This window comes from Williamsia sp. SKLECPSW1 (assembly GCF_054332755.1).
Map to the genome: position 1 here is coordinate 766,611 of NZ_JBTGLI010000001.1, position 23,461 is coordinate 790,071.

A 23,461-nucleotide genomic window follows, 5' to 3' on the forward strand; every position below is an offset into this window, starting at 1 on the left:
CCGTCATCGACACTGGGGTACGTCGACGGTGATCGTCGGGTCGTCGACGAGCGGCTGCACCGGCACGACGGCGGGTCCCTTCGCCGACGTCGGTTCGATGAGGGTGAACACGACGGTGGCCGTCGCGCCGGGCTTCACCCGCGCCTGGGCGGTGGCGTGCAGATGCCCGAGTTCGGTTCCGCTGCCGTACAACGTCGGCTGACCGTCGACGGTCACACTCTTCAGCACCGACCCGTTCGTCGCGTCGAGGGTGATGTTCGCGTAGTTGGTCCCGGGTGCGATGCGCTTGTCGGGGTTGCCGAGTCCGCCGATCACGTACGCCGGCAACGACAGGTCCGTCAGCGTGTTGGTGAGTTTCACGGTCACCGTCGTCTCCCGGGTGCTGCCGGTGCAGGCCGGGGCGCGATAGGTGATGTCGCGCTTGAGGTAGTAGTCGATCTTGTTGCCGGCGAGGTTGCCGATCGCGACCTCCGCGTACGGCGCCGTCGTCTCCGTCACCGTGTGCGCGAGCCCCGACTTCTCCAGCAGCGCCTGCTCGTTCGGGCGGGTGCTGTAGATCATGAGGCGGCGTTCGTGGACCGCGCGACCGAGGGCCTCGAGAACGCCGCCGGTGTTGCCGCGGGCCGTGCTGATGGTGGTGATCGCCTTCGCCGCGATCTCCTGCAGGTAGGCCTTGCGGGCCGGGTTGTCGCCGCCGAACCGTTGGTACGACGTCGACAGGGTGATGGGGACGACGGTGTCGGCGGTGATCTGTTCACCGTCGTCGAGGCGGATCGGGCCGGTCGCCTTCAGCAGGTAGCTCAGTGCGATCGGATCGGTGGCCAGTGCGCCGTCGAGACGTTCCCCGGACTGCTGCTGCCACATCGACATCCAGATCTGCGCGGCGTACGGGAAGTGCGGGCTGGCGTTGCTGTTCCGCGAGTCGGTGTACGGGCGGCTGATGCCGTAGTTGAGGGTGAAGTCGGGTCCGAGGTCGATCGGCCGGCTGGGTGCGCGCAGCGTCGTGTTCGACCCGAGGTTGTCGACGTTCACCCGCCCGTTCCGCGCGCTGATCACCCCGTACGCACCGAGAAGGCCACCGGTGGCGCGGGATTCGGCGGGGGTCTGGAAGGCGAAGAAGTAGCGACGGGTCTCGGTGGCGCCGAGCATCGGCGGCAGGAGTTGCGCGGCGGTGTCGGTGCCGCGGATGAACCGGCTCGTCTTCTGCGTCTGCGACGCGAGCTGCTTCCGCGCGTCGGACACCTGGCCCAGCCACGAGCCGTCGATCGCCTGCGCGCGGGCGTCGATGCGGTCGGCGGCGTCGGCGATCTGCCCGAGCTGCTGCTGGTTCTGGGCGAGCAGAGTGGTGTCGATGCCCTTGTCCCCGGTGCGGAGTCGGCTGGGGTCGAGGGTCGTGGCCAGCGTCGCGATGGGTTTGAGCACCTGCGTCGAGAGGTCGGAGACGACGTCGGAGATGTCGCTGACCGACTTCAGCGGCGAACCCAGTCCGGGGATGGCGGCCGCCACCGACCACACCGGGTCGTGCGTGGCGGAGTGTGCGCTCGACGCAGCCGATTCCGCCGACGCCGCTGCCTGCTGGGCACGGGCGACGTCACCGTCGAGAACTGCCGCCCGGGCGGCACTCGCCTGCGTGCGGGCGGTCTCGAGGTCACCCTTCACCGAGACCGCCCGATAGGCGATCCACGCCACCGCCAGGATCACGATCAGCAGCACCACCGCCACGACGATGAGGACGGTGCGCCGACGCCGACGGGGTCGTCTCGTCGCGGTGGTCTCGGCGGTCATGCGGTCCCCTCGTCTCGGGCGGCCCGATCGGTGTCGGATGTGTCGGTGTCGGATGTGTGGGTGTCGGGCACGTCGGTTTCGGCGGTCTGGATTGCGAGCATCTCACCGATCGCCCGCATCGTCGCGGGCTCGCCCACTTCTGCGTGCGGCGCGGCGACGTCGAGCACTGTCAGCCGCCCGGGTACCGCGGCCCGCCAGCGGTCGACGGCATCGTCGGAGGTGTCGGAGGCGACGACGAGCACGGTGTGCGCGACCGTCGTCGGCTCCGGGATGAAGGCGGCTGCCGATCGCGCGAGGGCCGCCACCCGCCGCTCGTAGTTCGCGAACCGGTGCGGATCGGCGGCCCGGAGGGCGTCGGCGGTGGCGGCATCGATCGTCGCGATCTCGTCGTCGGTGCCCGCGACGTCGACGCCCACCCGCGCGTCGAGGAGAACCAACAGATCGACGGTCTCGCCCGCCTCGACGATCAGCCGCGCCATGGCGTGCGCGATCTGGCCGCCCACCGACCACCCGCCGAAGCGGTACGGGCCGTGCGGCTGCCGTTCGCGGACCGCGGCGAGATGGCGTTTCGCCAGCGCGTCGATGGTCGACGGGGCGGTCACGTCGCCGTCGAGGAGGTCGGGCAGCTGGAGCCCGACGGCACCCCCGCCCAGCGTCTGCGTGAGCGGGGCGTACATCGACGCCAGACCGCTCACCGGATGGACCAGCCACAGCGGAGTATCGGCCCGGTCGGCGGCGGTTTCGGCACGCTCGGCGGGGTGGGGGGGAAGGTCGACGACGTGGCGGAGCAGCACTGCGATCTCGTCGGGGATGCCGGTCGGCTCGCCCGCGTCGATCGACGCGGCAACCGCCGCCGGCGTCGGGTGCACGACGACGTCCGCCAACCCGACGTCCACCCCGAGACGGTCCCGCAGGGCGGTGACGAGGGGGATCAATTGGAGGGAGGTGCCGCCGACGGCGAAGAAGTCGTCGCGCACACCGATCGACGCGTCGTCGAGCACCGATCGGAAGACCGCAACGGCGGCCTCCTCGGTGGGCGTCTGCGGCGCGTCACCGGACCCTGCCCACACCGGGGTCGGCAGTGCGGCCACGTCGAGTTTGCCGACCGTCGTCACCGGCAACCCGTCGACGACGATCACCTGGGCGGGCACCAGGTGCGACGGCAGCACAGCCGCCATCGCCTCCCGCACCTGCGCACCCGGCCGGTCGGTGACGGCGTAGGTGACCAACGTGTCCCCCGACGGCCCGGCGACCACCACGGTCACCGACCGCCCCACCCCGACAGCCCGCGCGGCGGCGTCCACCTCGCCGAGCTCGACGCGCACACCCCGGATCTGGACCTGCTGGTCGGCGCGACCGATGAACGCCAGTCCCGCGGGTGTGCGTCGGACGAGGTCGCCCGTGCGGTACATCCGCTGCCCGTCGTCGGCGGCGAGGAACCGTGACGCGGTGAGCGCCGGATCGGCGTATCCCTGCGCCAGCGCGGGTCCCAGAAGGTACAGCTCACCGACGCAGCCGTCGGGCACAGGTCGGAGACGCCGGTCGAGGACGGCGACGCCGATGCTGTCCCCCTGCCGACCGAGCATCGGCCCGGGCGTCGGGGTGTCGTCGAACTCCCACCAGCACACGAGGATCGTCGCCTCGGTGGGCCCGTAAGCCGCGGCCACCCGGCGCCCGACCGACCACCGCCGCAGCAGGTCCGGCGGCACCGCCTCACCCCCGACCTCCAGCGACCGCAGCGTGGGCAGTGCGTCGGGATCCAGCGTGGCCAGCACGGTCGGCGTCATGAACGCCGACGTCACCCCCGCCCGTGCCAGTTCTGCTGTGCCGGAACGCCCGCCGACCCGATCGACGGCGATCACCGACAACCGTGCGCCGGACCCCGCGGCGCGGACCATCTCCAGCACCGACGCGTCGAAGCTGGGCGAGGCGATCAGCGCGACACGATCGTGCGGGCCGAGGCCCGACTCGATGGGATCGGCGAACAGCGACAGCCCCCGGTGCGTCACGACAACAGCGTTGGGCGCGCCGGTGCTGCCCGAGGTGAAGATGACGTACGCCGGGGCGTCGACCGGCGGAGTCGCCCAGGCGGTTTCCCCCCTCTCGGCATCGACACCCACCACGACGAGATCCGCAGCGTCTCCGTCGGCGATCGCCACCCGGACGTCGGTCATCGCGACCATGCGCGACACCCGATCGGCCGGGAACCGCGGGTCGACGGGGACCAGCACCGCGCCCACGCGCACGATCGCCCACGTCGCGACCACCGACGCGACCGACCGCGGCAGCATCATCGCCACGCGGTCACCGGGGTGCACACCGGCCTCGACGAGTGCAGCGCCGACGGCGGCCGACCGGCGGTCGAGCGCGGCGTAGGTCAGCGTGATCTCCCCGTCGTCGAGGGCGATGTCGTCAGGGAACGACGCTGCCGCGCGGGCGAACACACCCGGCAATGTCACCTCGGAGCGGATGTCGAGCACCGATCGGTCGACGGCGTCGCGGGCCACCTCGGCCGGGCTGCGGAGGTCGATCGCGTCCAGCGGTCCGGTGCCGTCAGCGATCACCAGCGCGGTCACCGCGCGCAGCCAGCGATCGCCGAGCGCCTCGGCGGTCGTCCGGTCGAACAGGGCGTCGGCGTAGGTGACGATCGCGGTCCCGTCCGGCGCGACGGTGAACTGCAGGTCGAACTCCGACGGCGCCGACACGACCTCGTCGAGATCGGTCACACCGATCGGCAACGCAGGCAGCACATCCGGGGCAAGGGACAGCAGCACCTGCACCAGCGGATGACGCCCGGGGTCGCGGGGTGGCCGCACCGCGGCGACCACCTCGTCGAACCCGACAAGCGTCGCCCCGATCGCCGCGGTGTCCTCATCACGAACCAGCGCGAGCAGATCGGACACGGTGGCGACTCCACCGTCGAGGCGGGTCCGCAACACCACCGTCGAGACGAACATCCCGACCACGGCAGCGATCTCCGGCTCCGATCGCAACGACACCGGCGTCCCGACGGCGACGTCGTCGGTCCCGGTGGTCGTCGCGAGCATCAGCACCAGCGCTGCATGCCACAGATGGAAGGGCGTCACACCTGCGGTGCGTGCCCGGGCGTCGATCGCGTCGGCAACGGCGGGATCCAACGACACCCGCACCGCCGCGGTCTGCAACGATCGGTCGCCGGTCCGCGGCCGATCGGTGGGGACGTCGAGCACACCGGAGTACCCGTCCAGCGCGGTCACCACACGGGCCCGCTCGGCGGCCCGGACCGCTGCCGGCACAGACTGCTCCGCGACCGCCCACTGCGGATACGTCACGTCGAGCGGCGCCAGCCAACGCCCGGCGAGCGCGTCGGCGAGGTCACGGACGAGCAGCCCGACGGACTGCCCGTCGAGCGCGATGTGGTGGACCACCAGCACCAACAGGCGGTCGTCACCGGCGACGACCAGCGCTGCACGTACCGGGGGCGCGGCGGCGATGTCGAACGGCGCCGCGAGATGCGCCATCAGGTCCGCGGGAGGGTCGGCGATCGCCTCCCGCCAGGTCCGGACACCCAGGTCGACGGTCGGCACCGACGGCGTGAACGACGGCACGACAGCCTGATACGGGCGATCACCGTCGAGGCGGTAGACGGTCCGCAGAGGGGCGTGTCGGTCGACGACGGCCCGCACCGCGGCCGCCACCTCGAGCTCGCCCACACCGGCCGGCACCGGAACCGCGACAGGCACGGCGTACACCGCGGTGGCCGCCTGCTCGCGAAGCAGTCGGTCCGCGAACCAGATCCGACGTTGCACCGTGCTGAGTGGGATCAGTCCCCGTACGGGTCCAGCTGCGAGCACCCGCTCCAATGCCACTGCGACCGCACCCGCGTCGGACGACGGCGTCGTCGTGAGCGCCGACGCAAGCCCCGCGGCCGTCGGATGCGCGAACACCTCCGACACCGGCACCCGACGACCGGTCCGACGGGCCAGCGCCGCGACCACCTGCGTCGTCGCCAACGACGTCCCGCCGAGCGCGAAGAAGTCGTCGTCGGGGCCGACCGCCTCGACGTCGAGCACCTCGGCGAACACCGCACGCACGATGTCGGTGTCGACGCCTGCACCGCCGGAGTCCGACGGTGACACCTCCGCGACAGCAACGGACGGCGCCAGTGCGGTCAGTCCGTCGTCGGTCAGCGGGAACGGCTCACCCGGCGTCTCAACGGCGGCGGTGAGCAGCGTGACGACGTGGTCGGCAAGCGTCTGTGCCGTCGATGCGGGAACCGCCGCGGTGTGGAGGACGATCAGCTGGAGTCCACCGTCGGGCTGTGGCGCGAGCACCACCTCGACGTCGAACTTCGACGCCACCAGGGTGTCGATGTCGCCGATCGGCTCGACCCGACTGTCCCCCAGCGTGATCCCCTCGCTGACCAGCGCCGGGTCCACGACAGCCCGGGCCTCCTGCTGGACCACGAGCACCGACACGAGCGGATCGTGGCGGCCACGGTGATCCGGCCGAACCGCACGGGCGACGGCGTCATACGGCACGCCGTCGTGGGCCATCGCGGCGAGGTCGGTATCGCGCACTGCTGCCAGGGTGTCGCGCACCGACGCCGCCGGGTCCAGTGCCGTCCGCAGCACCACCGTGTTGACGAACATGCCGACCACCGGCTCCATCGCCGGATCCGGACGGCCGAGCACCGGGGCTCCGACGGACACGTCCGTCCCGTCCCTCCACCGTCCGAGAACCGTGGCCACCGCGGCGTGCACCGCATGGAAGACGGTCGCGCCGACCTCTTGGGTGAGGGTGGTGAGCGCGGCGGTGACGTCGTCGGGAAGAGCGACGGTGACCCGCCCGCCGTCACCGGTCCGCGCGTCGTCGTGTCCGGGCAGCCTCAGCGGCTCGCCCGCACCGGCCAGACTGCGTCGCCAGAACTCCAGCTGCCGTGCGTAGTCGGAGTCGGGGTCGTCCGGGTCGCCGAGACGCCCTAGCTGCCAGCGGGTCACGTCGATGTAGGTGAGTTCCGGTGCGGGCAGATCACTGTCGGTGGTGTAGGCGGTGGCCAGGTCGGCGAGCAGCGTGCGGAGCGACCATCCGTCGACGGCGACGTGGTGCATGACCACCACCAGGAGCCACGCGCCGTCCCGCTCGACGAGTGCGGCCCGGAACGCGGTCGCGCTGATGAGATCGACCGGCGCGGTGACGAACTGGGTGATCACGTCATCGGAGTCGGCGTGCAGCACCACCGGCAGGTCGACATCGTCGGCTGCCAGCACCACCTGCCGGGGCCCGTCCGGGGTGTCGGGGTAGACGGTGCGCAGACTCTCGTGCCGCACCACGACGCGCCGGACCGCCCGCCGGATGCGCTCGACGTCGACGGTTCCGACGATCCGCGCGACGAGCGGGACCGTGTAGGCGGTCGAGTCCGGGTCGAGTCGGTTGAGGAACCACATCCGCCGCTGCGGGTAAGCGAGCGGCGTGCTCGCCGGGGTCGGCAGGTGGACCGGGCGGACACCCCGCGCGTCGGCGGCGGGCATCGCGTCGAGGTCGGCGGCGAGATCGGCGACGGTGCGGGCGTCGAACATCTGTCGGATGGTGACGTCACGTCCCGTCGCCTCCCGCAGTCGGCCCACCACCCGGGTGGCCGTGAACGACGACCCGCCGAGCGCGAAGAAATCCGTTCCGGTGTCGATGGTCTCGGCGTCGACACCGATGACCTCCGACCACACGGCGACGATCGCCAGCTCGGTCGGGGTCCGCGCGACGCGTCCACGGGGTACCGCCGGCACGGGCAGCGCTCGGCGGTCGAGTTTCCCGTTCGCGGTGCGCGGCAGGTCATCGACGATCGTGATCAGCGCCGGCACCATCCCCCGCGGGAGCATCTCCCGCAGCTCCCGGCGGATCTCGTCGGCCGCCGGGGGGTCGTCCGGGTCGTCGGGAACCACCCACGCGGCCAGCACATCTCCGCCCGACGCCGGCCGGTGCAGGTCGGAGACCGCGTCGCGGACGCCCGGGACGGCGACCAGCGCGGCGTCGATCTCCGCCGGCTCGACGCGGAGGCCTCGGACCGCTAGCTGGGCGTCGGTGCGGCCATGGGTGACGAGGGTGCCGTCGGCGCGTCGGTGGGCGAGATCGCCGGTGCGGTACATGCGCGCCCCGGGGTGCCGTGGGTCGGCGACGAACCGCTCGGCGGTCAGGTCGGGCCGACCGAGGTATCCGCGCGCGAGCGCCTCCCCGCGGACGTAGAGCTCGCCGACGGTGAAGTCGGGGACGGGGCGGAGCCTGGTGTCGAGGACGACGACGTCGGATCCGAGCACCGGCGTCCCGATGTCGACCGGTCCCGCCTCCATGTCCATGTCGGCGGTGACGACGACGGTGGTCTCGGTGGGGCCGTAGAGGTTGACCAGCCGGCGGCCCGGCGCCCACACCTCGGCGATCCGCTGCGGGATGGCCTCGCCGCCGATCGCCATCAGGGTGACCGTGTGCAGCCGTTGCGGATCGAGGGTTCCCAGGACGGCCGGCGTCGAGTACACGACGGTCACGCCGGCGGACACGATGAGGTCGTCCATCGCGTCGCCGCCGATGACGTCGTGCGGGCAGATCACCATGCGTCCGCCGCCGGCGACACCGGTCAGCAGCTCGACGATGTGCGCGTCGAACGACGGTGCGTAGGTGAGGAGTTGTACGGCGTCGGGTCCGATGCCGGTCCCGGCGAGCATCGTCGCGACCAGCGGACCGATGCCGCGATGGGACACGACGACACCCTTCGGGGCGCCGGTGGATCCGGAGGTGAAGATGACGTAGGCGAGGTCGTCCGGCCCGACCGGCACCGGCTCGGCGATCGGCGACGGGTGGTCGACGGCCTGGTCGAGCGTGAGGACGATGGCGTCGTCGAGCACACCCACGAGATCGTCGGCGGGGTGACCGGGCGCGGTGAGGACGACGGGTGGCGCTGCGTCGGCGAGGATCCGGGTGCGGCGGGCCGCGGGGTCGGCGGGGTTGAGGGCGAGGAACCCCGCCCCGGCGTAGCTGATCCCCCACAGAGCGAGCACCGACCATATCGACCGCGGCGCGTGGAACGCGACGACGTCCCCACGACCGATGCCACGCACTCGCAGGGCACCGGCGATCGCCCGCGCCCGGGCGTCGACCTCCGCGTAGGTGAGGACCCAGTCGCCGTCGACCAGTGCGACAGCGTCGGGGTGTACAGCGGCCGAGGCGGCGAGGATCCCACCCATTGTCCCCTCGCCGACCTGCACACCCACCCCCGTCGGTTGGGCGCTTCCAGACGTCGGTTGGGCGCTTCCGGACGTCCGTTGGGCGCTTCCAGACGTCGGTTGGGCGGTTACGGACGTTCGTTGGGCGGTTACGGACGTTCGTTGGGCGGTTGGGGCGACGAGGATCTCCCCGACAGGCACATCGGGGTGCGAGAGCGCGGAGGAGAGGACCGCGACGACGTCGTCGACGAGGCCCTGCGCGACGGTCTCGTCGACGGTCGACGGGCGGTGGACCAGTGCGATCCGCAGGCCCGCGTCGGTGGTCGCGACCGAGAAGTCGAGGCCGAACACGGTGCGCAGCAGGCCGGTGCGGGCGAGTGCCTCGACGTCGGTCGAGAGCGCGAGGCTCCGCTCCCGATCGGCCATCAGGTCGGACAGGACGATGGAGGTCAGGGCGCGACCGGCCGTCGAGCGGTCGGGGTCGGCGATGGCGGCGATATCCGCGGCCGGCAGATCCGCATGCGCGAAGGCGTCGAGATCGGTCGCGGTGACGTCCCCGACAACCTCGACGAACGGCCGGTCGACGTCGATCTCGGTGCGCAGTGGGACGGTACGCGCGACCATCCCGACGGTGTCGGCGATCGCCGCGTCGACCCGGCCCGACGTCGCCGTCCCGATGACCACGTCGCGCGAGGCACTCCGCCGCGCGATCACCGATGCGAGCGCTGCGTGGACGGCGATGAACACGGTCGTCCGGTGCCGGATCGCCCACTCGCGCAACTCCTGCACCTCAGAAAGCACCGCGACCGCGATCGCACTCGGCTCTCCGGACCGCTCACCCACGCTCGACGCGACCCCCGGCAGCCGGATGGGTTGGATCGGCTCGGCGAACACGTGACCCCAGAAGCGGTGCAGGTCGTCGGCGCGCGCGGTCAGCATCGATCGGTACCACTGCGTGTACGACGCGAAATCGACAGAGCCCGAGGGCAGGTCGTCCGACGACGTCAGCGCGACGATCTCCCGCTCGAGAACGGCGATCGCGTGCCCGTCGGCGGCGATGTGGTGGATCGCCGCACCGATCACCATCCCGTTCCCGGTGTCGGCGACGCGCACACGCCACGGGGGATACGCCGCGAGGTCGAACGGGGCGAGCACCTCGGCGACCACGCCGACGACGTCGTCACCCCGCCGCGGTGTCAGATCGACGACGACGTCGTCGACGTCGACCAGTTCCTGCCGCGGCCCGAGGTCGTCGACGGGATACCGCGTCCGCAGCGCGTCATGCCGCGCGAGCAGCGCACGCACCCGCTCGACGACGGCAGCGCGGGACTCCTCGTCGCGCAGCATCGCGGCCACGGTGTCGTCCACCGGGACCGCGGCGACGAGGTGATACCCGGTGTCGTCGGGATGCAGGGTCCACTGCAGCCAGATCTCCTCCTGCTGCGGCGTCAGCGGCAGCCGATCGGGTCGCGGCATGGGCACCGGCCCGGGGACCGGCACCACACCGACGTCCTGCCCGGCGTCGATCAGCCCGGCCAGCGCCGCGACGGTGGGGTGGTCGAACACCGATCGCACGCTCACCGTCGTCCCCGCCACCTCCGACAGCGCCGCCGCCAGCCGCGCCGCGGTCAGCGACGACCCGCCCAGCGCGAAAAAGCTGCTGCCCGGGCCGAGTCCGTCGAGGTCTGCCCCGGTGAGATCGGCGACGACGGCCGCGACGACCTGTTCCTGCGGGGTCAGCGGGCGGGTCGACGGCATCGACGCCGCGGCCGCGCGCAGCAGCGCCTCGGTGTCGACCTTGCCGGTCGGCGTCAGCGGCCAGGACGGAACGGCGACCACCAGCGCCGGCACGGCCTGCGCCGGCACCACCTGTGCGACGTGCGTCCGGACCTCCTCGGTGTCGACCGCCCCGACGACGAACCCGACCAGGGTCTCGTCGCCCGCACGCGGCCCGGGCCGCACCACAGCCCGCGCGTCGGTGACGTCCGCGGCCGATCGGAGTGCGGCGGTCACCTCCCCCAGTTCGACACGGAATCCACGGATCTGGACCTGGTCGTCGGTGCGTCCGAGGTATTCCAGGCGGTTGACGTCGATGCGTCGGACGTGGTCACCGGCCCGGTACATCCGCTGCCCGTCGGGTCCGGCGACGAACCGCTCGGCCGTCCGCCCGGGCTCGCCGAGATACCCGTCGGCGACCTGCGGCCCGACGACGTACAGCTCGCCCCGTCCCCCGACGGGCACCGGCCGCAGACGCGCATCCAGCACCAGGACCGCCATCCCGGGCAGCGGTGACCCGATCACGCTGCGGACGTCCTCGGTGTCGACCACCTGCTGGGTGAGATGCACTGTGGTCTCGGTGATCCCATACAGGTTGAGCAGCCGGACATCCGGATGTCGGGCGGTCCACTTCGCCAGCGTCGACGGCGCGAGCGCCTCACCACCGAACACCACACACCGCAGCGACGACAGCTCCTCACCGCGATCGGCCAGGCCGGCGAACGCCGTCGGCGTCTGACTCAGCACGGTGACGCCGTGGTCGTCGATCAGCCGCGACAACACCGCCGGGTCACGCACCGCTTCCCCGTCCGCGACGACGACTAACCCGCCCGTCGTCAGCGCACCCCACGTCTCCCACACCGAGAAGTCGAAGGCCGGTGAGTGCGTCCACGTCCACACATCCGACGGCGACCCGTCAACCAGCGGCAGCGTCGCCGACAACATCGACGCGAGGTTGGACCGTGTGACCACAACACCTTTGGGTGTCCCCGTCGACCCGGACGTGTGGATGATGTAGGCGGGCAGCGCGTCGGAGATCGGCCGGGGCGACGTCGGCACCACGCCCATCGGCGTGTACATCCGCACCTGCGCCCCGAACACCGCACCGTCGGGATCGGGACTGATCACGATGGGCAGCGCGGGCCACACCGCGTCGGTGATCTCCGCCTGTCGCTGCGCCGGGTACGACGCATCGATCGGGACCCAGGTACCGCCCACCTCGTGGACCGCGAGCATGACGGCGAGCATCGCGGCCGACCGCGTACCGGTGACTACCACCCGCGACCCCGGTCCGACCCCGTACCGCCGAAACGACTCGACGAACTCGTCGACCGACGCGGCCAGTTCGCCGTACTCGACGCGACGGTCCCCGTCGATCACCGCCACCGACGACGGCGACCTCTGCGCGTGCTCGCGGAACACGGCGATCGGATCGAGAACGGTACCGACAGGCGGCCCACTCAACCGCCCGTCGTCTCCGCGAGGGACAAGAGAGTCGACGTTCGTATCCGGCCCGGCTTCGGCGAGCGCCCCGAGTGTCGCGACGATGTCGTCGAGGATGCGCTGCGCCGCGCTCACATCGACGCTCGACAGGCCGACGGTCAGGACCACCTCGAGCCCGTCAGTGGCGTCGGTGATCGTGAACTCGAGGGGCACCCGCGCATGCGGTACGCGCAGCGGGCTGACCGATCGGACCGGCCCCTCGAGTGCGACGGTCGCGTCCACGGTGTTCTCCGCGTAGGCGACGATCACGTCGAGGTAAGGCTGCCGACCGCTGCCGAGCGTGGGTGCGAGCCCGGTGACGAGGTCCTCGTAGTCGATCGCCAGCGGACCCGTCGCGGTCCCCAATGTCGACGCGCTCGACGAGACCGCCTGTCGCACCGACGTGTCGGCGTCGAGACGGGTGCGCAGCACCGCCATCCGCACGAACATCCCGACGGCGCCGAGATCGGCGGCGCTGTCCCGTCCGGCGGTCGGGACGCCGACGACGATGTCGCTCTCACCGACGATCCCGGCGAGCACGCGAGTCAACGCGACGTGCACCAGGTGGAACGGTGTCGCGCCGCAGGCGTCGGCGAGTGCGATCACCCGGTCACGCACATCCGAAGCCAGGGTCGCCTCGAGATGTTCGGAGGGCTCGGGCCCCGGCCCGGCTGCCGTCGACGGGCGCGGCAACGACAGGTGTGTCAGTGCGCCGTCCAGCGTGGCCCGCCAGTGGTCCAGAACCTCCGATGACACCGAACCATGCTGCGCCGCACGCTCGGCGAACGCGCTGTAGGGCGGCGCCGCATCCGGCCAGTCGGGGGCGCGTCCGTCAACGCGCGCGGTCAGTGCGGTCAGGACGTCGCGGCCGAGGATCTGCACCGACCACCCGTCGACGACCGCGTGGTGTGCGACGACGACGAGCACCCGCGCCGTGACCACACCGTCGTCCTCGATGTCCCACAGATGAATTCGCCATCCCGGCGCCGCACCCAGGTCGAACGGCGCGCGGACAGCGTCGTCGACGGCGGTCTCGACGAGGTCGGGCCCGACGGTCTGCCTGCCCGCCACGGCGGCGTCGACGTGGGCTGCCGCGTCGGACAGTGGGAGAACCCGCGCGCTCGGTGCTCCGTCGCGGTCGAGAAGGACGGTCCGCAGGATCTCGTGGCGGGCCGCCACGTCGAGCGCGGCCGAACGGATCACGTCCAGACCGACGGCGGGGTCCAGATCGATGCGGACGGGAAGGTGATAGACGGTCGAATCCGGTACGACGCGGTGCAGGAACCACAGTCCCCGTTGCTGCGACGTCGGCATGTATTCGCGCGGTGCACCACCGATCGGGTCGACGACCGCCGGCGCAGCCGCGACCACCTCGGCGAGCGCGCCCACTGTGGGCGCGGTGACGAGATCCCGAACCGCCGGTTGCTTCCCCGTCGCGGACGCGAGGCCGACCGCGATGTGCATGTACGACAACGACTGTGCCCCGAGGTCGAGCAGCGAGGCCGCGGGATCGATCGCCGACGGCTCGAGTCCCAGTACCCCGCCGACCACCGCACGCACGGCCGACAGATGCTCCGACCCGTCGTCGCTCAGTGGCACCACCGGACCGGAGACGGGCATCGGGAGCGCCGCGCGGTCGATCTTCCCCGACGAGGTCAGCGGCCAGGAGTCGACGAGGACGACTCGGGATGGCACGGCGTACGACGGGAGTTGCCCAGCGGCAGAGGCAAGAATCTCCGTCGGGCTGACCTCGTCAGCGATCACATGCGCGACCAGCACGCCTCCGTCGGACCGATCCGCCCCCGACACGGACGCAACAGCATCGACGACGCCGGGCACCGCACGAAGCGCCGCCTCCACCTCGGCCAGTTCGACGCGGAAGCCGCGGAGCTGCACCTGGTCATCCGAGCGCCCGAGGTATTCGACGTTCCCGTCGTGGGTGCGCCGCACGACGTCACCGGTGCGATACATGCGCATTCCGCCGGGTGCTGCGACGAACCGTTCCGCGGAACGCGCGGTCGGCCCGACATACCCGTCGGCGAGCTGCGCGCCGGAGATGTACAGCTCGCCCCACACCCCGACGGGCACAGGCTGCAGCGTCGCGTCGAGGATCGCGATCGCCATCGCGGGCAGTGGTTCCCCAATGAGTGACCGGCTGTCGGCGACGTCCACCGGCGTCGACGTCACGTGCACCGCGCCCTCGGTGATGCCCCACATGTTGACGAACGACGGACCGGTCCCGGCGGTGGAATCGAATCGCTTGAGCCGGTCAGGAAAGAGCGCCGAACCTCCGAACACGATGTGCCGCGGACCGAAGACCTCCTGCTGCGTCGACGCGTACGCAGCGAGCGCCTCGAACGCCGCCGGAGTCTGCGAGAGCACCGTGATCCGGTTGTCCTGCACGAATCGCCACAGCGCGGCGGGATCGCGCGCGGTCTCGGTGTCGGCGAGGACAACGGAACCGCCGACGCGCCAGGGGGCGAGGATCTCGAAGACGGAGAAGTCGAAGGACAGCGAGTGGACGCAGCTGAACACGTCGTCGGGGCCATAGGTCTCGGCGACGCCGTCGAGCATGGCGACGACGGCGCGGTGGCTTACCGACACGCCCTTGGGGCGACCTGTCGAGCCGGAGGTGAAGATGACATACGCCTCGGCCGCGGCGGGTACGGGCACCGGCTGCCAGTCCGGATCGCCCACGAGATCGTCGAGGCCCACCGACCGGTGACCGTCGACAGCGCCCAGCACCACCGCGGGAGCGGCGTCGTCGAGGATGGCGGCGATACGCGCAGGCGGGAGCGTGACGTCGACGGGAACGTAGGCGGCGCCGGTCATCTGGACGCCGAGCTGTGCGAGGACCGCATGCCCGCTCCGAGGTAGTGCGACGGCCACCCGATCGCCCGGGCCGACCCCCAGTGCCGCCAGGCCGGATCCGATGGCCCGTGCGGCGTCGACCACATCGGCGTAGCGATAGCGCACCTCGCCATCGGACAGTGCGATGGCATCCGGGGTGGTCGACGCCGTCGCGAGCACCACATCGACAACGTTCCGCTCCGGAGTCACCGCGACCGACGACTCCCACGACGTTCCCGGGACCAGCTCGTGCAGTAGGGCATCCGGGGCAGACGCGGCCACCGTCATCGCATACCCAACGGCGTCGACCATCGCCGCGGCGGTCGGTGCGTCGAGCACAGCGGTGTCGTAGGTGAGCGTGACGTGCAGGTTGTCGGCGTGACGATCGAGGTTCCACTGCAGCGGGACCCGGGGGTCGCGGGCCGGTTCCTCGTGGACCTCGATCTCGAGCCCGAACCGTCTGGCAGCGGAAGCGATCCGGTCGACGCCGCGGTAGCTGATGAGCACGTCCGACAGCGGCGCCGTCGTAGGTGCGCGGGTCGGTTCGACGGCACGCGCGACGTCAGCGACGGGGATGTCGCCGTGCAATCGCGCTTCGCGGACGGCTGCGGACACCTCGGCGACCATCGCGCGGTGAGTGATCGCGGGGTTCAGGCGCGTGCGCACCGCGACGGGGTTGACGAACATCCCGATCGCGGGTCGCGCCGGCAGCAGGTCGCGACCGGAGTGGACCGTCGTGAGCGTGAGGTCGAGGCTGCCGGTGAACCGCGCGATGACCGCGGCGACAGCGGCGTGGACAGCGGGATAGGTGTCGTCGGGGAGCAGCGCTGCGGGCACCGTCGTCGACACCTGGCTCGCCCCAGTCCCGACAGGACCTGTCGGTGCCGGGAGGCGTGGGCGGGCCGGAAGGTCGGCGAGAGTCTCGGCCCACCAAACGCGGTGACGGGAGTAGTGCGACGAGGGATCGGACGGGTCACCCAGTGCAGTGGCCAGCATCGCGGTTGCGTCGGCGTACTGCAGCGGGTGGTCGCCCCACTCCGGAGCCGTCCCTGCCCGCCGCGCGGCGTACGCGGCTGCCAGGTCTGCGGCGAGGACGTCGAGGGACACGTCGTCGACGAGCGCGTGGTGCGCAGCAACGGCGATGACGAGGGAGTCATCGTGCTCGTGGATCGAGACCCGCACGGGCACGGACATGGTGGGATCCGTCACCGCGCGTGCGTCGGGGGCGTCATCGACGAGGACTGCCGCGATCGCTTCGTCGGTCGACACGACGTCCTGCCACAGCTCCCCCGAGGCGCCGACCCGGACGACGGTTCGCAGGATCTCGTGGCGTGCGACGACATCGGCGACCGCGGCGCGTACTGCTACGGCGTCGGTCGCGTCGCCGCGCAGGGTGACCGATCCGACGAGCACCTCGGCCGTCGACTCGGGGGACAGACGTGCCGAGACCACCATCGCGGTCTGTTGCGGAGACGCCGGCGGTCGGTCCGGCCGGTGCGGCACGTCGGCCGACGCGGCGCCGTCGATGTGAGTGGCCAACTCCTGCAACGATACCGCGGCGAGGACGTCGCGGACGGTGATGGACTTTCCGGTTCGCCGCGCCAGGGCGGTCGCGATCTCGGTGGCGTTGAGCGAGGTGGCGCCGAGGTCGACGATGTCGGCCGCGACCGACGGTGCGGTGACACCGAGCACCTCGGAGACCGCGGCGACGACGTCCCGCTCGGTGGCAGTGGCGGGCGGGAGGTGCGGCGGCTCCACGTCGAGAGGGCTGAGACCGGCGAGCGCGTCGCGGTCGATTTTGCCGGTTCCGGTGACGGGCAGGTGGTCGACCACGAGGATCTGCGACGGCCACATCGCCGGCGAGAGGCGGTCGGCGAAGAGGCGGCGGAGACCGGGACGGACCGTCGTCGGCGATCGGGTGACGACGTAGAGGACCACGGTGTCGTCGACGACGGTGGCCGCCGCCGCGTCGACGTCGGGGTGGAGCGTTGCATTCGACTCGATCTCGGCGAGTTCGACGCGGACACCCCGGATCTGCACCTGACTGTCGGCACGACCGAGGTAGGCGAGTCCGGTGAGGTCGTGGTCCCACGCGACGAGGTCGCCGGTCCGGTACATCCGCTGTTCAGGAAGGAACGGATCGGCGACGAATCGTGCTGCGGTGTCGGCGGTGTCACCGAGGTAGCCGAGGGCGAGCGACGGGCCGGCGACGTACAGCTCACCGGGCGCGCCGGGTGGGACGGGGCGCAACCGCGCGTCGAGGACGTGCACGCTGGCCCCGACGATCGGCCGCCCGATGGTCGGCTCGACGACGCCGTCGTCGTTCGGAGCGATGCGCGCGGCGGTCGCCATGATGGTGGTCTCGGCGGGGCCGTAGAGGTTGTGGAGGTCGCGGCCGCGAGCCCATGTCGCGGCGAGCCCCGCCGGCAGTGCCTCGCCGGCGGTCATGAGCGTGGCGACGATTCCGGGCTGCAGGTCGTCGGGGGCGATGGTCGCGAGGACGGTCGGCGTGATGACGGCGTGGGTGATGTGCTGCTCGTTGAGGAATCGGGCGAGCGCCGGGCCCACCAGCGTCCCGGGCGGTGCCGGCACCAGCGTTCCGCGGAGCGCCGCGGCAAGCACGTGCTCGAAGATCGTCGCGTCGAACGCCGGCGCTGCGAGCTGCGCGACGCGCACGGTTCCGGTCACGGGGAAGCGTGACCGCAGCTCCTCGACGAGCGCCCCGATCCCCCGCCGCGGGACGACGACCCCCTTCGGCTCCCCCGTGGTGCCGGAGGTGAAGACGAGGTACTCGGGTAGGTCGGGATGGTCGACGCCGGGCGAGATGGGCAGCGCGGCCTGCTCGACGAGTTGGAGGATGCGTCGGCGTCGCTCCGTCGGGAGGTCGGGATCGAGGATCAGCAGAGGCTCGGGCCGTTGCGTCGCGGCCCAGATGCCGCGTGTCTGCGCGTCCCCACGACCCTGCTCGATGGTGACCACTCCCCCGACGCGTCGGAGGTCGGTCGCCTCGGGGACCTCGGGGGTCAGCGTCGCAAGTGATGTCGGTTCCGGCGCCGTGGGCCCGGCAACGGTTGCAACCGTCTGGCGCTCGGTCTCGTCGAGCAGTGGCAGGTCGAGGACGAGGGTGTCGGGGGCGTCGAGCAGTGCGTGGCACACCTCGTCGAGGACGCGGAGGAATCGGGCGTGGTGGGCCCGAGCCTCGTCCTCGGTGTAGCGGTTCGGGTTCGCGTCGAGGTCGATCTGGGTGTCGAGGGTGCCGTCGACGGCGGCGCGGGGGTAGATGGTGAGCGAGATGTCGTCGATGGGGCCGGTGCTGACGATCTGCACGGTGCCGGTGGCCTCGCCGAAGCGGACCGTGGGCTTGATCAGCATGAGGTTGAGGACGGGGCCGGCCACGCCGGGGGTTGCGGGTACCGGTGTCCCGGCGGCAGCCAGGTCGGCGCGGATGTCTTCGTAGCGGTAGCGCTGATGACGCAGGGCGCCGAGCATGGACGCCTGCGTTGCCCGCAAAACCTCGCCGGTGGTGGTCGCGTCGGTGAGTTGCGTGCGGATCGGGACGACGTTCGACACCGGCAGCGGGGTGTTCTTCAGAGCTGCAACAGTTCGCGCTGCAACGGGCAGCGCGAACTGAACGTCTCGTTCCCCGGTAATCCGCGCCAGGTAGATGGTCAGCGCGGTGCCGACGATCGCAGGCAGCGTCGTTGTGTGGGTGGTCTCCACACGGCGAATCACCTCCGACGTGGCCGGGGGCACGAGTCCGCTGATGTGGTGGGTGCGCGCGGAGATCGGTCCCGCGCGCCGACTCAGGTCCGGCGGTGGCGGTACCCCGGTGAGCTGCTCACGCCAGTACGCCCGGTCGCGCTCTCGCCGCGCCGACGTCAGGTACGCAGCGTCGGCCTCGAGCGCCGGCCCGAAATCCTCCACCGGCGGATACGACGGCTCCCGACCCTCGACCGCGTCGGTGTAGAGACGACCCCACTCGTCAAGCAGCTGCAGTGCAGCGACGCCGTCCGCTACCAGGTGGTGACCGCGCATGTAAATGAGGCGCTGGTCCTCGGCGATGCGCAATAGCCCGAACAGTGCTGTCCGGTCTCGCGTCGGGTCGAGAGGCCGCGCAGCATCCGCGGCCATCCACTCCCGCGCGGCGTCCAACGGGTCCGCCTCACCGCGGAAGTCCAAGGTGATGTTCGAATCGTCAAGTGACGGGTCGTGCACCATCACGACACCCTCAATGCCCACCTCGAAGCGCAGAAACAGGGTCGCCCGACGAGCGACGAAGTTTCGCCCGACCTGGCCGAGGAGCCCAGTGTCGAGCGGCCCATTCATGGAAAGGTAGTAGCCGACGGTTACGGGTGCTCCCGACGAAGCCGTATGCAAATCCCAAAGGGCGCGCTGGGCTTGAGTCATCGACGTGATGCTCATCATGACTTCCGCTCACCGTTGGACGTCAACCGGCGCGTCCCTGGGTCTGCTGCAAGGTGGTCTTCAAGTGAAACATCTGACCTACTCGAACCTCCTTCGTACCGATGTGGAAAGGGAGCACGCACGTAGCCGAGCATTGCACCGCGTCCTCTGCGTGGTGAGGCCTTCTGATTAGGCGGACCAACAACTACACCGCAGGTGCCCGTACAGTTTTCGCGACGTCCAATCGATCCCTTAGGTCTGTTGACCAAGATGCCGAGCAACGAGTCGCCAGAAAAGACCTTCACTTGCGGGCGGTAGCGCCCCGCGAAATAGAGCGACGCCAACCGCCACGAAGTCCGCTTACCGACCTAAACCTCCACGCGCGTTCGCCTTCACCGGCAGACGTCAACAACTTTCGATAGGAATCGCAGACGCCCACCCATGAGTAATGCGTCGCAGCTCGTGCCCGGGCTTCGCGGGACAGAACGTCGCGCCGGGTTTCGGAACTTACGACGCTGCGCACGCCATTTGCGATCTCCGAGGAGCTGGGTGCCACGAATACGCCGGCGTGTCCGAGAACCTCCCTATTGAAGGGTGTGTCGCGCGCGACGATTGGAGCGCCGCACGCCATCGCCTGAACCAGTGCGGGGTTGGTTCCTCCGACGCTGTGCCCATGGAAGTAGGCGCCACATTGCTGCCAAAGCGTGAAGAGGAGTCGGTCATCCTTCACATGGCCCATCCACGTAAAATTTTTGTTGTCACGATCCAGCAGCCGAACGCGTTCTTCGAGTGGACCTCCGTATCCCGACGAGCCAACCATCACGATGTGCGCGTGTTCCGCAATCGCCTCTACCGAGTCAAGGAACTCCGGAATCGTGTTCTCGGGGACGAAACGGGCGACCACAAGGACGTACGAGCGGGGAGCGAAAGGCGACGGGCTGACAGTATCGAAATCAACGTCACCCCCGTACGGAATGACGGTACCGGTGCGTGAAAATTTCTCTTGCCAATAGTCAGCTATTGCCTGCGCATCGAAAACCAACTCATCAGCATATCGAGCGGTCAGTATGGCACCAGAGCGAAAAACAAAACGGGCAAGGGGCCCCCACTTTGCCCTCTGCCATTCGAGTCCATCAACGTTAACCACTGTCCGCACCCCACGGAGGCGCAGGATGGGAAGCCAAAACCCGTTCGCGACATTCATAACGAATGCGACGTCCACGCCTCGAACCTCACGGTCCACTGCGGCAGTCAAGCCGTAGGTCATCGTACTCAACGAACGGCGCTCGATACCCGCCGTAGTCCTGCTCACGACTCTCGAGTCACGCTCCGCATTACTCGCCTCCGTGGCGCCTGGGCGACCGAAAACCACGACGCCGTGACCGCAATCGACCAAGTAAGGCGCGAGGCGTCGGACCAACGTCTCGAAACCACCGTAGTAACTCGGATAGCCGCGGCTTCCGATGACTGCGATTCGCAATTTGCGGTCACCAATACGGCTCTCGGCAGACTCCGACGATTGTCCTTGAGCAAAGCTGGTCAATCTCGGACTCCCTGCGCAGTGAAGGTTCAGATACGTTTTTGGATCTCAAGGCGGGTCGACTCCACGACGCCAGCCCACGAATAGCGCGCAGTAATTGTCCCATAGTTCTCGCGCTGACGTGCAGTGGCAACATCCGATTTGCGCCCATCGAGCGCAGCGCGTATCGCCGCGGCGCCAGCTGCAGGATCCGTTGGGGGAACCCAGCTACAGGCGACCGTCCCCCGAAGAGTCTCTCGAAAAATAGGAATGTCGCTGACTACAACAGGTGCGCCTAAAACAGCAGCTTCGAGCGGAGGAAGCCCAAACCCTTCATCTAACGACAAAAACACGAAAGCAGCGCAGTTTTCGTAAGCCCACTTCAGCTGGTCGTCACCAATTCCGTTCAGGAATCGTACGCTTTCGCTCACGAAGCTGGAGAGTCCGTCCACAGATTGCGGAGGGATCCCATCCGGGTTTCCTATCACCACCAGAGGAAATGTCGGCTTGATCCGCCCGGAAAGTTGAGCCGCACGAATAGTTCCTGCTAAATTTTTTCTGACATTTAAGCGGCCTACGGTGAGTAGAAATTTCCCACGATCAAGTCCGGGTATCGGCCTACTGGCGATTTCTGTAAAAGTTTCGACACCAAGCCCGACCGCGGCGGCCGGAACACGCCCCCTAAGAACGGAGGAAATCCTATCCACCTCAGTTTCCGAGCTGGTTAGAACAAGTCTCACATTATTCCTCATTCGACGCATGAGTCGAAAATACAACCGCTCCAGGAAGCCGAACCACTCCGGATGCTCAACGAACATTAAGTCATGAATAAATACCGCCGACGCTCCACCAAGTGGTGAAAAATTCTGCGACAAGATCAAGTCGGCTCTGTAGCGGCGTCTCACTATCGGAAGAATAAGCCACGCGTTCAGCGCCTGTGGCCACACACGGCTCTCGACAACGAGCACATTTCCGGGCACCCGTGGCTTCACCGCACCCCGTCTAATTACGACTGCAAGCCGATCTTCGGGATAGGACACTGCCCATCGCTCCACTATCGATATGACGGTTCGACGCAGGGCGGCCGGTCCCGAATGCCACCAATACGCATCGACCACGATCGATATTGGGCGCGAATTAGTCGATTCCGGCAGAGACAAAGCTGTCATTGGATACCAATCGCTACAGATAGGCCAAACGCGGCCGCAGAAGCAACAGCGACCGACAGTTGAAATTCTTTTAACAAAAGAGCGGTCCCTAATCCTACTGCGACGTCTAACAACACAAATCCTACGACGACCACAAGCAGGTTCAGATTCCCGGTGACGAGGATGATCCCGAGGGAAGCAGGGACAGCAATTGACACGACGATGCTGACCCACGAGGCGACAGAAGAATGGAATCTTATCGCGAGGCGTTGAATTACTGCGCTCGCAGAACTACCACCGATCCATGTAACGGCGATAATCGCCAAGGAAACTTGGCCAACGCTAAAACCCACGCCCAACACGACGGGGATCATGAGCGCTGCGTTCACCAACGTCGTAAACAGCAAAACCACGTAACAGTAATTCTGCGCGGCAGACTTGCCGCTAGACCTTGCGTTGACTAGTCGTGGCAATAGAGCGTTGGTAACGGTCGTCGAGAACCCCGACACAAGCCTTGAGAGTATTCCGATAATCGTGACGCTTGACGCGGGGAGAAGGCTGGCGACCGACTGCAATGCGACGCCGGCGCCATAGCCGGTCACAGCCTTCGTCCCAAACCACAGGGTGTCGCGGCGGAGTTCTGCACCTGGGTAGACGTGGCCAAGCTGCGCGTCCCCCGAATACCCCTCCGCCATTCGTCGTTCAGCTCGCCGGATATAAATCACGAAACCTACCGCGAAAACCGATCCTATCATAGTAGCCGCAGCCAAAACCAACACCTTGAAATTCAAACTCGAATAGATTGCGAACGGCAGTGAAGAACACGAAAAAATACTGGGAAGTAGCGTCGCCCCTGCGATGAATCGCGCGTCACCATAGGCGGCCCTACGGTAAGCAAACATCTGAAAAGCGTTCTGCAGTAGGGAATTGACGCAGATCAGAAGCGCACAGGGGATCATCGTTGAAAACGATCGATTCTGGGCGCTATAAAACCAAAACGCCGCCGCGACCAGGAGAATGCTTGCCAGAGAAAGTGCAATCTCGATGGTCCGAATGGTCCGAGCGGCCGGAACCCAGCGACGCGTGTAAAGCGCGAAGAGTACGCCGAGAACCAAAACCTGACTCGGAAATGCGGCAAGCGTCCCTGTGTAGAAGAAAAAGTCGGATGCTATGCCTCCACCGGAAGGGTAGAGCAGCAGAAATATTTGCAACAGACCAAGGCCCTGAGAAAATCCGGCGATCAGGGTGGGGAAACCGAAATAAAAAATGCGATGAAATCGATTTGGACTATCGATCGCCAGACTCAT

The 23,461-nt window shown here is 68.9% G+C and carries 5 protein-coding genes; all 5 read right to left on the minus strand.

Annotated features, from left to right (window positions below):
• Positions 1-3: 3 nt before the first annotated feature.
• A complete protein-coding gene (locus ACXVUM_RS03430; protein WP_458520466.1) occupies positions 4-1,785 on the minus strand; it encodes a DUF4012 domain-containing protein in 1,782 nt (593 codons plus the stop codon).
• Entirely contained in the window at positions 1,782-19,508 is a 17,727-nt protein-coding gene (locus ACXVUM_RS03435; RefSeq protein ID WP_458520467.1) for an amino acid adenylation domain-containing protein, read from the minus strand. The genes ACXVUM_RS03430 and ACXVUM_RS03435 overlap by 4 nt, the downstream gene beginning before the upstream one ends.
• 280 nt (positions 19,509-19,788) lie before the next feature.
• On the minus strand, positions 19,789-21,030 hold the full coding sequence (locus tag ACXVUM_RS03440) for a DUF1972 domain-containing protein (protein ID WP_458520468.1): 1,242 nt from the start codon (positions 21,028-21,030) through the stop codon (positions 19,789-19,791).
• A 26-nt stretch (positions 21,031-21,056) separates the two neighbouring features.
• Positions 21,057-21,887, minus strand: coding sequence for a glycosyltransferase (locus tag ACXVUM_RS03445; protein ID WP_458520469.1), 831 nt, complete (start codon positions 21,885-21,887; stop codon positions 21,057-21,059).
• Between the two features lie 284 nt (positions 21,888-22,171).
• The gene (locus ACXVUM_RS03450; protein ID WP_458520470.1) at positions 22,172-23,461 is read right to left on the minus strand and encodes a hypothetical protein; all 1,290 of its coding nucleotides are present in this window, start codon (positions 23,459-23,461) and stop codon (positions 22,172-22,174) included.

Excerpts from the sequence above, each read along its gene's own strand:
- ACXVUM_RS03450 (WP_458520470.1), bottom strand. The coding sequence starts at position 23,461 with ATGAGTCTGGCGATCGATAGTCCAAATCGATTTCATCGCATTTTTTAT.
- ACXVUM_RS03435 (WP_458520467.1), bottom strand. The coding sequence starts at position 19,508 with ATGATGAGCATCACGTCGATGACTCAAGCCCAGCGCGCCCTTTGGGAT.
- ACXVUM_RS03430 (WP_458520466.1), bottom strand. The coding sequence starts at position 1,785 with ATGACCGCCGAGACCACCGCGACGAGACGACCCCGTCGGCGTCGGCGC.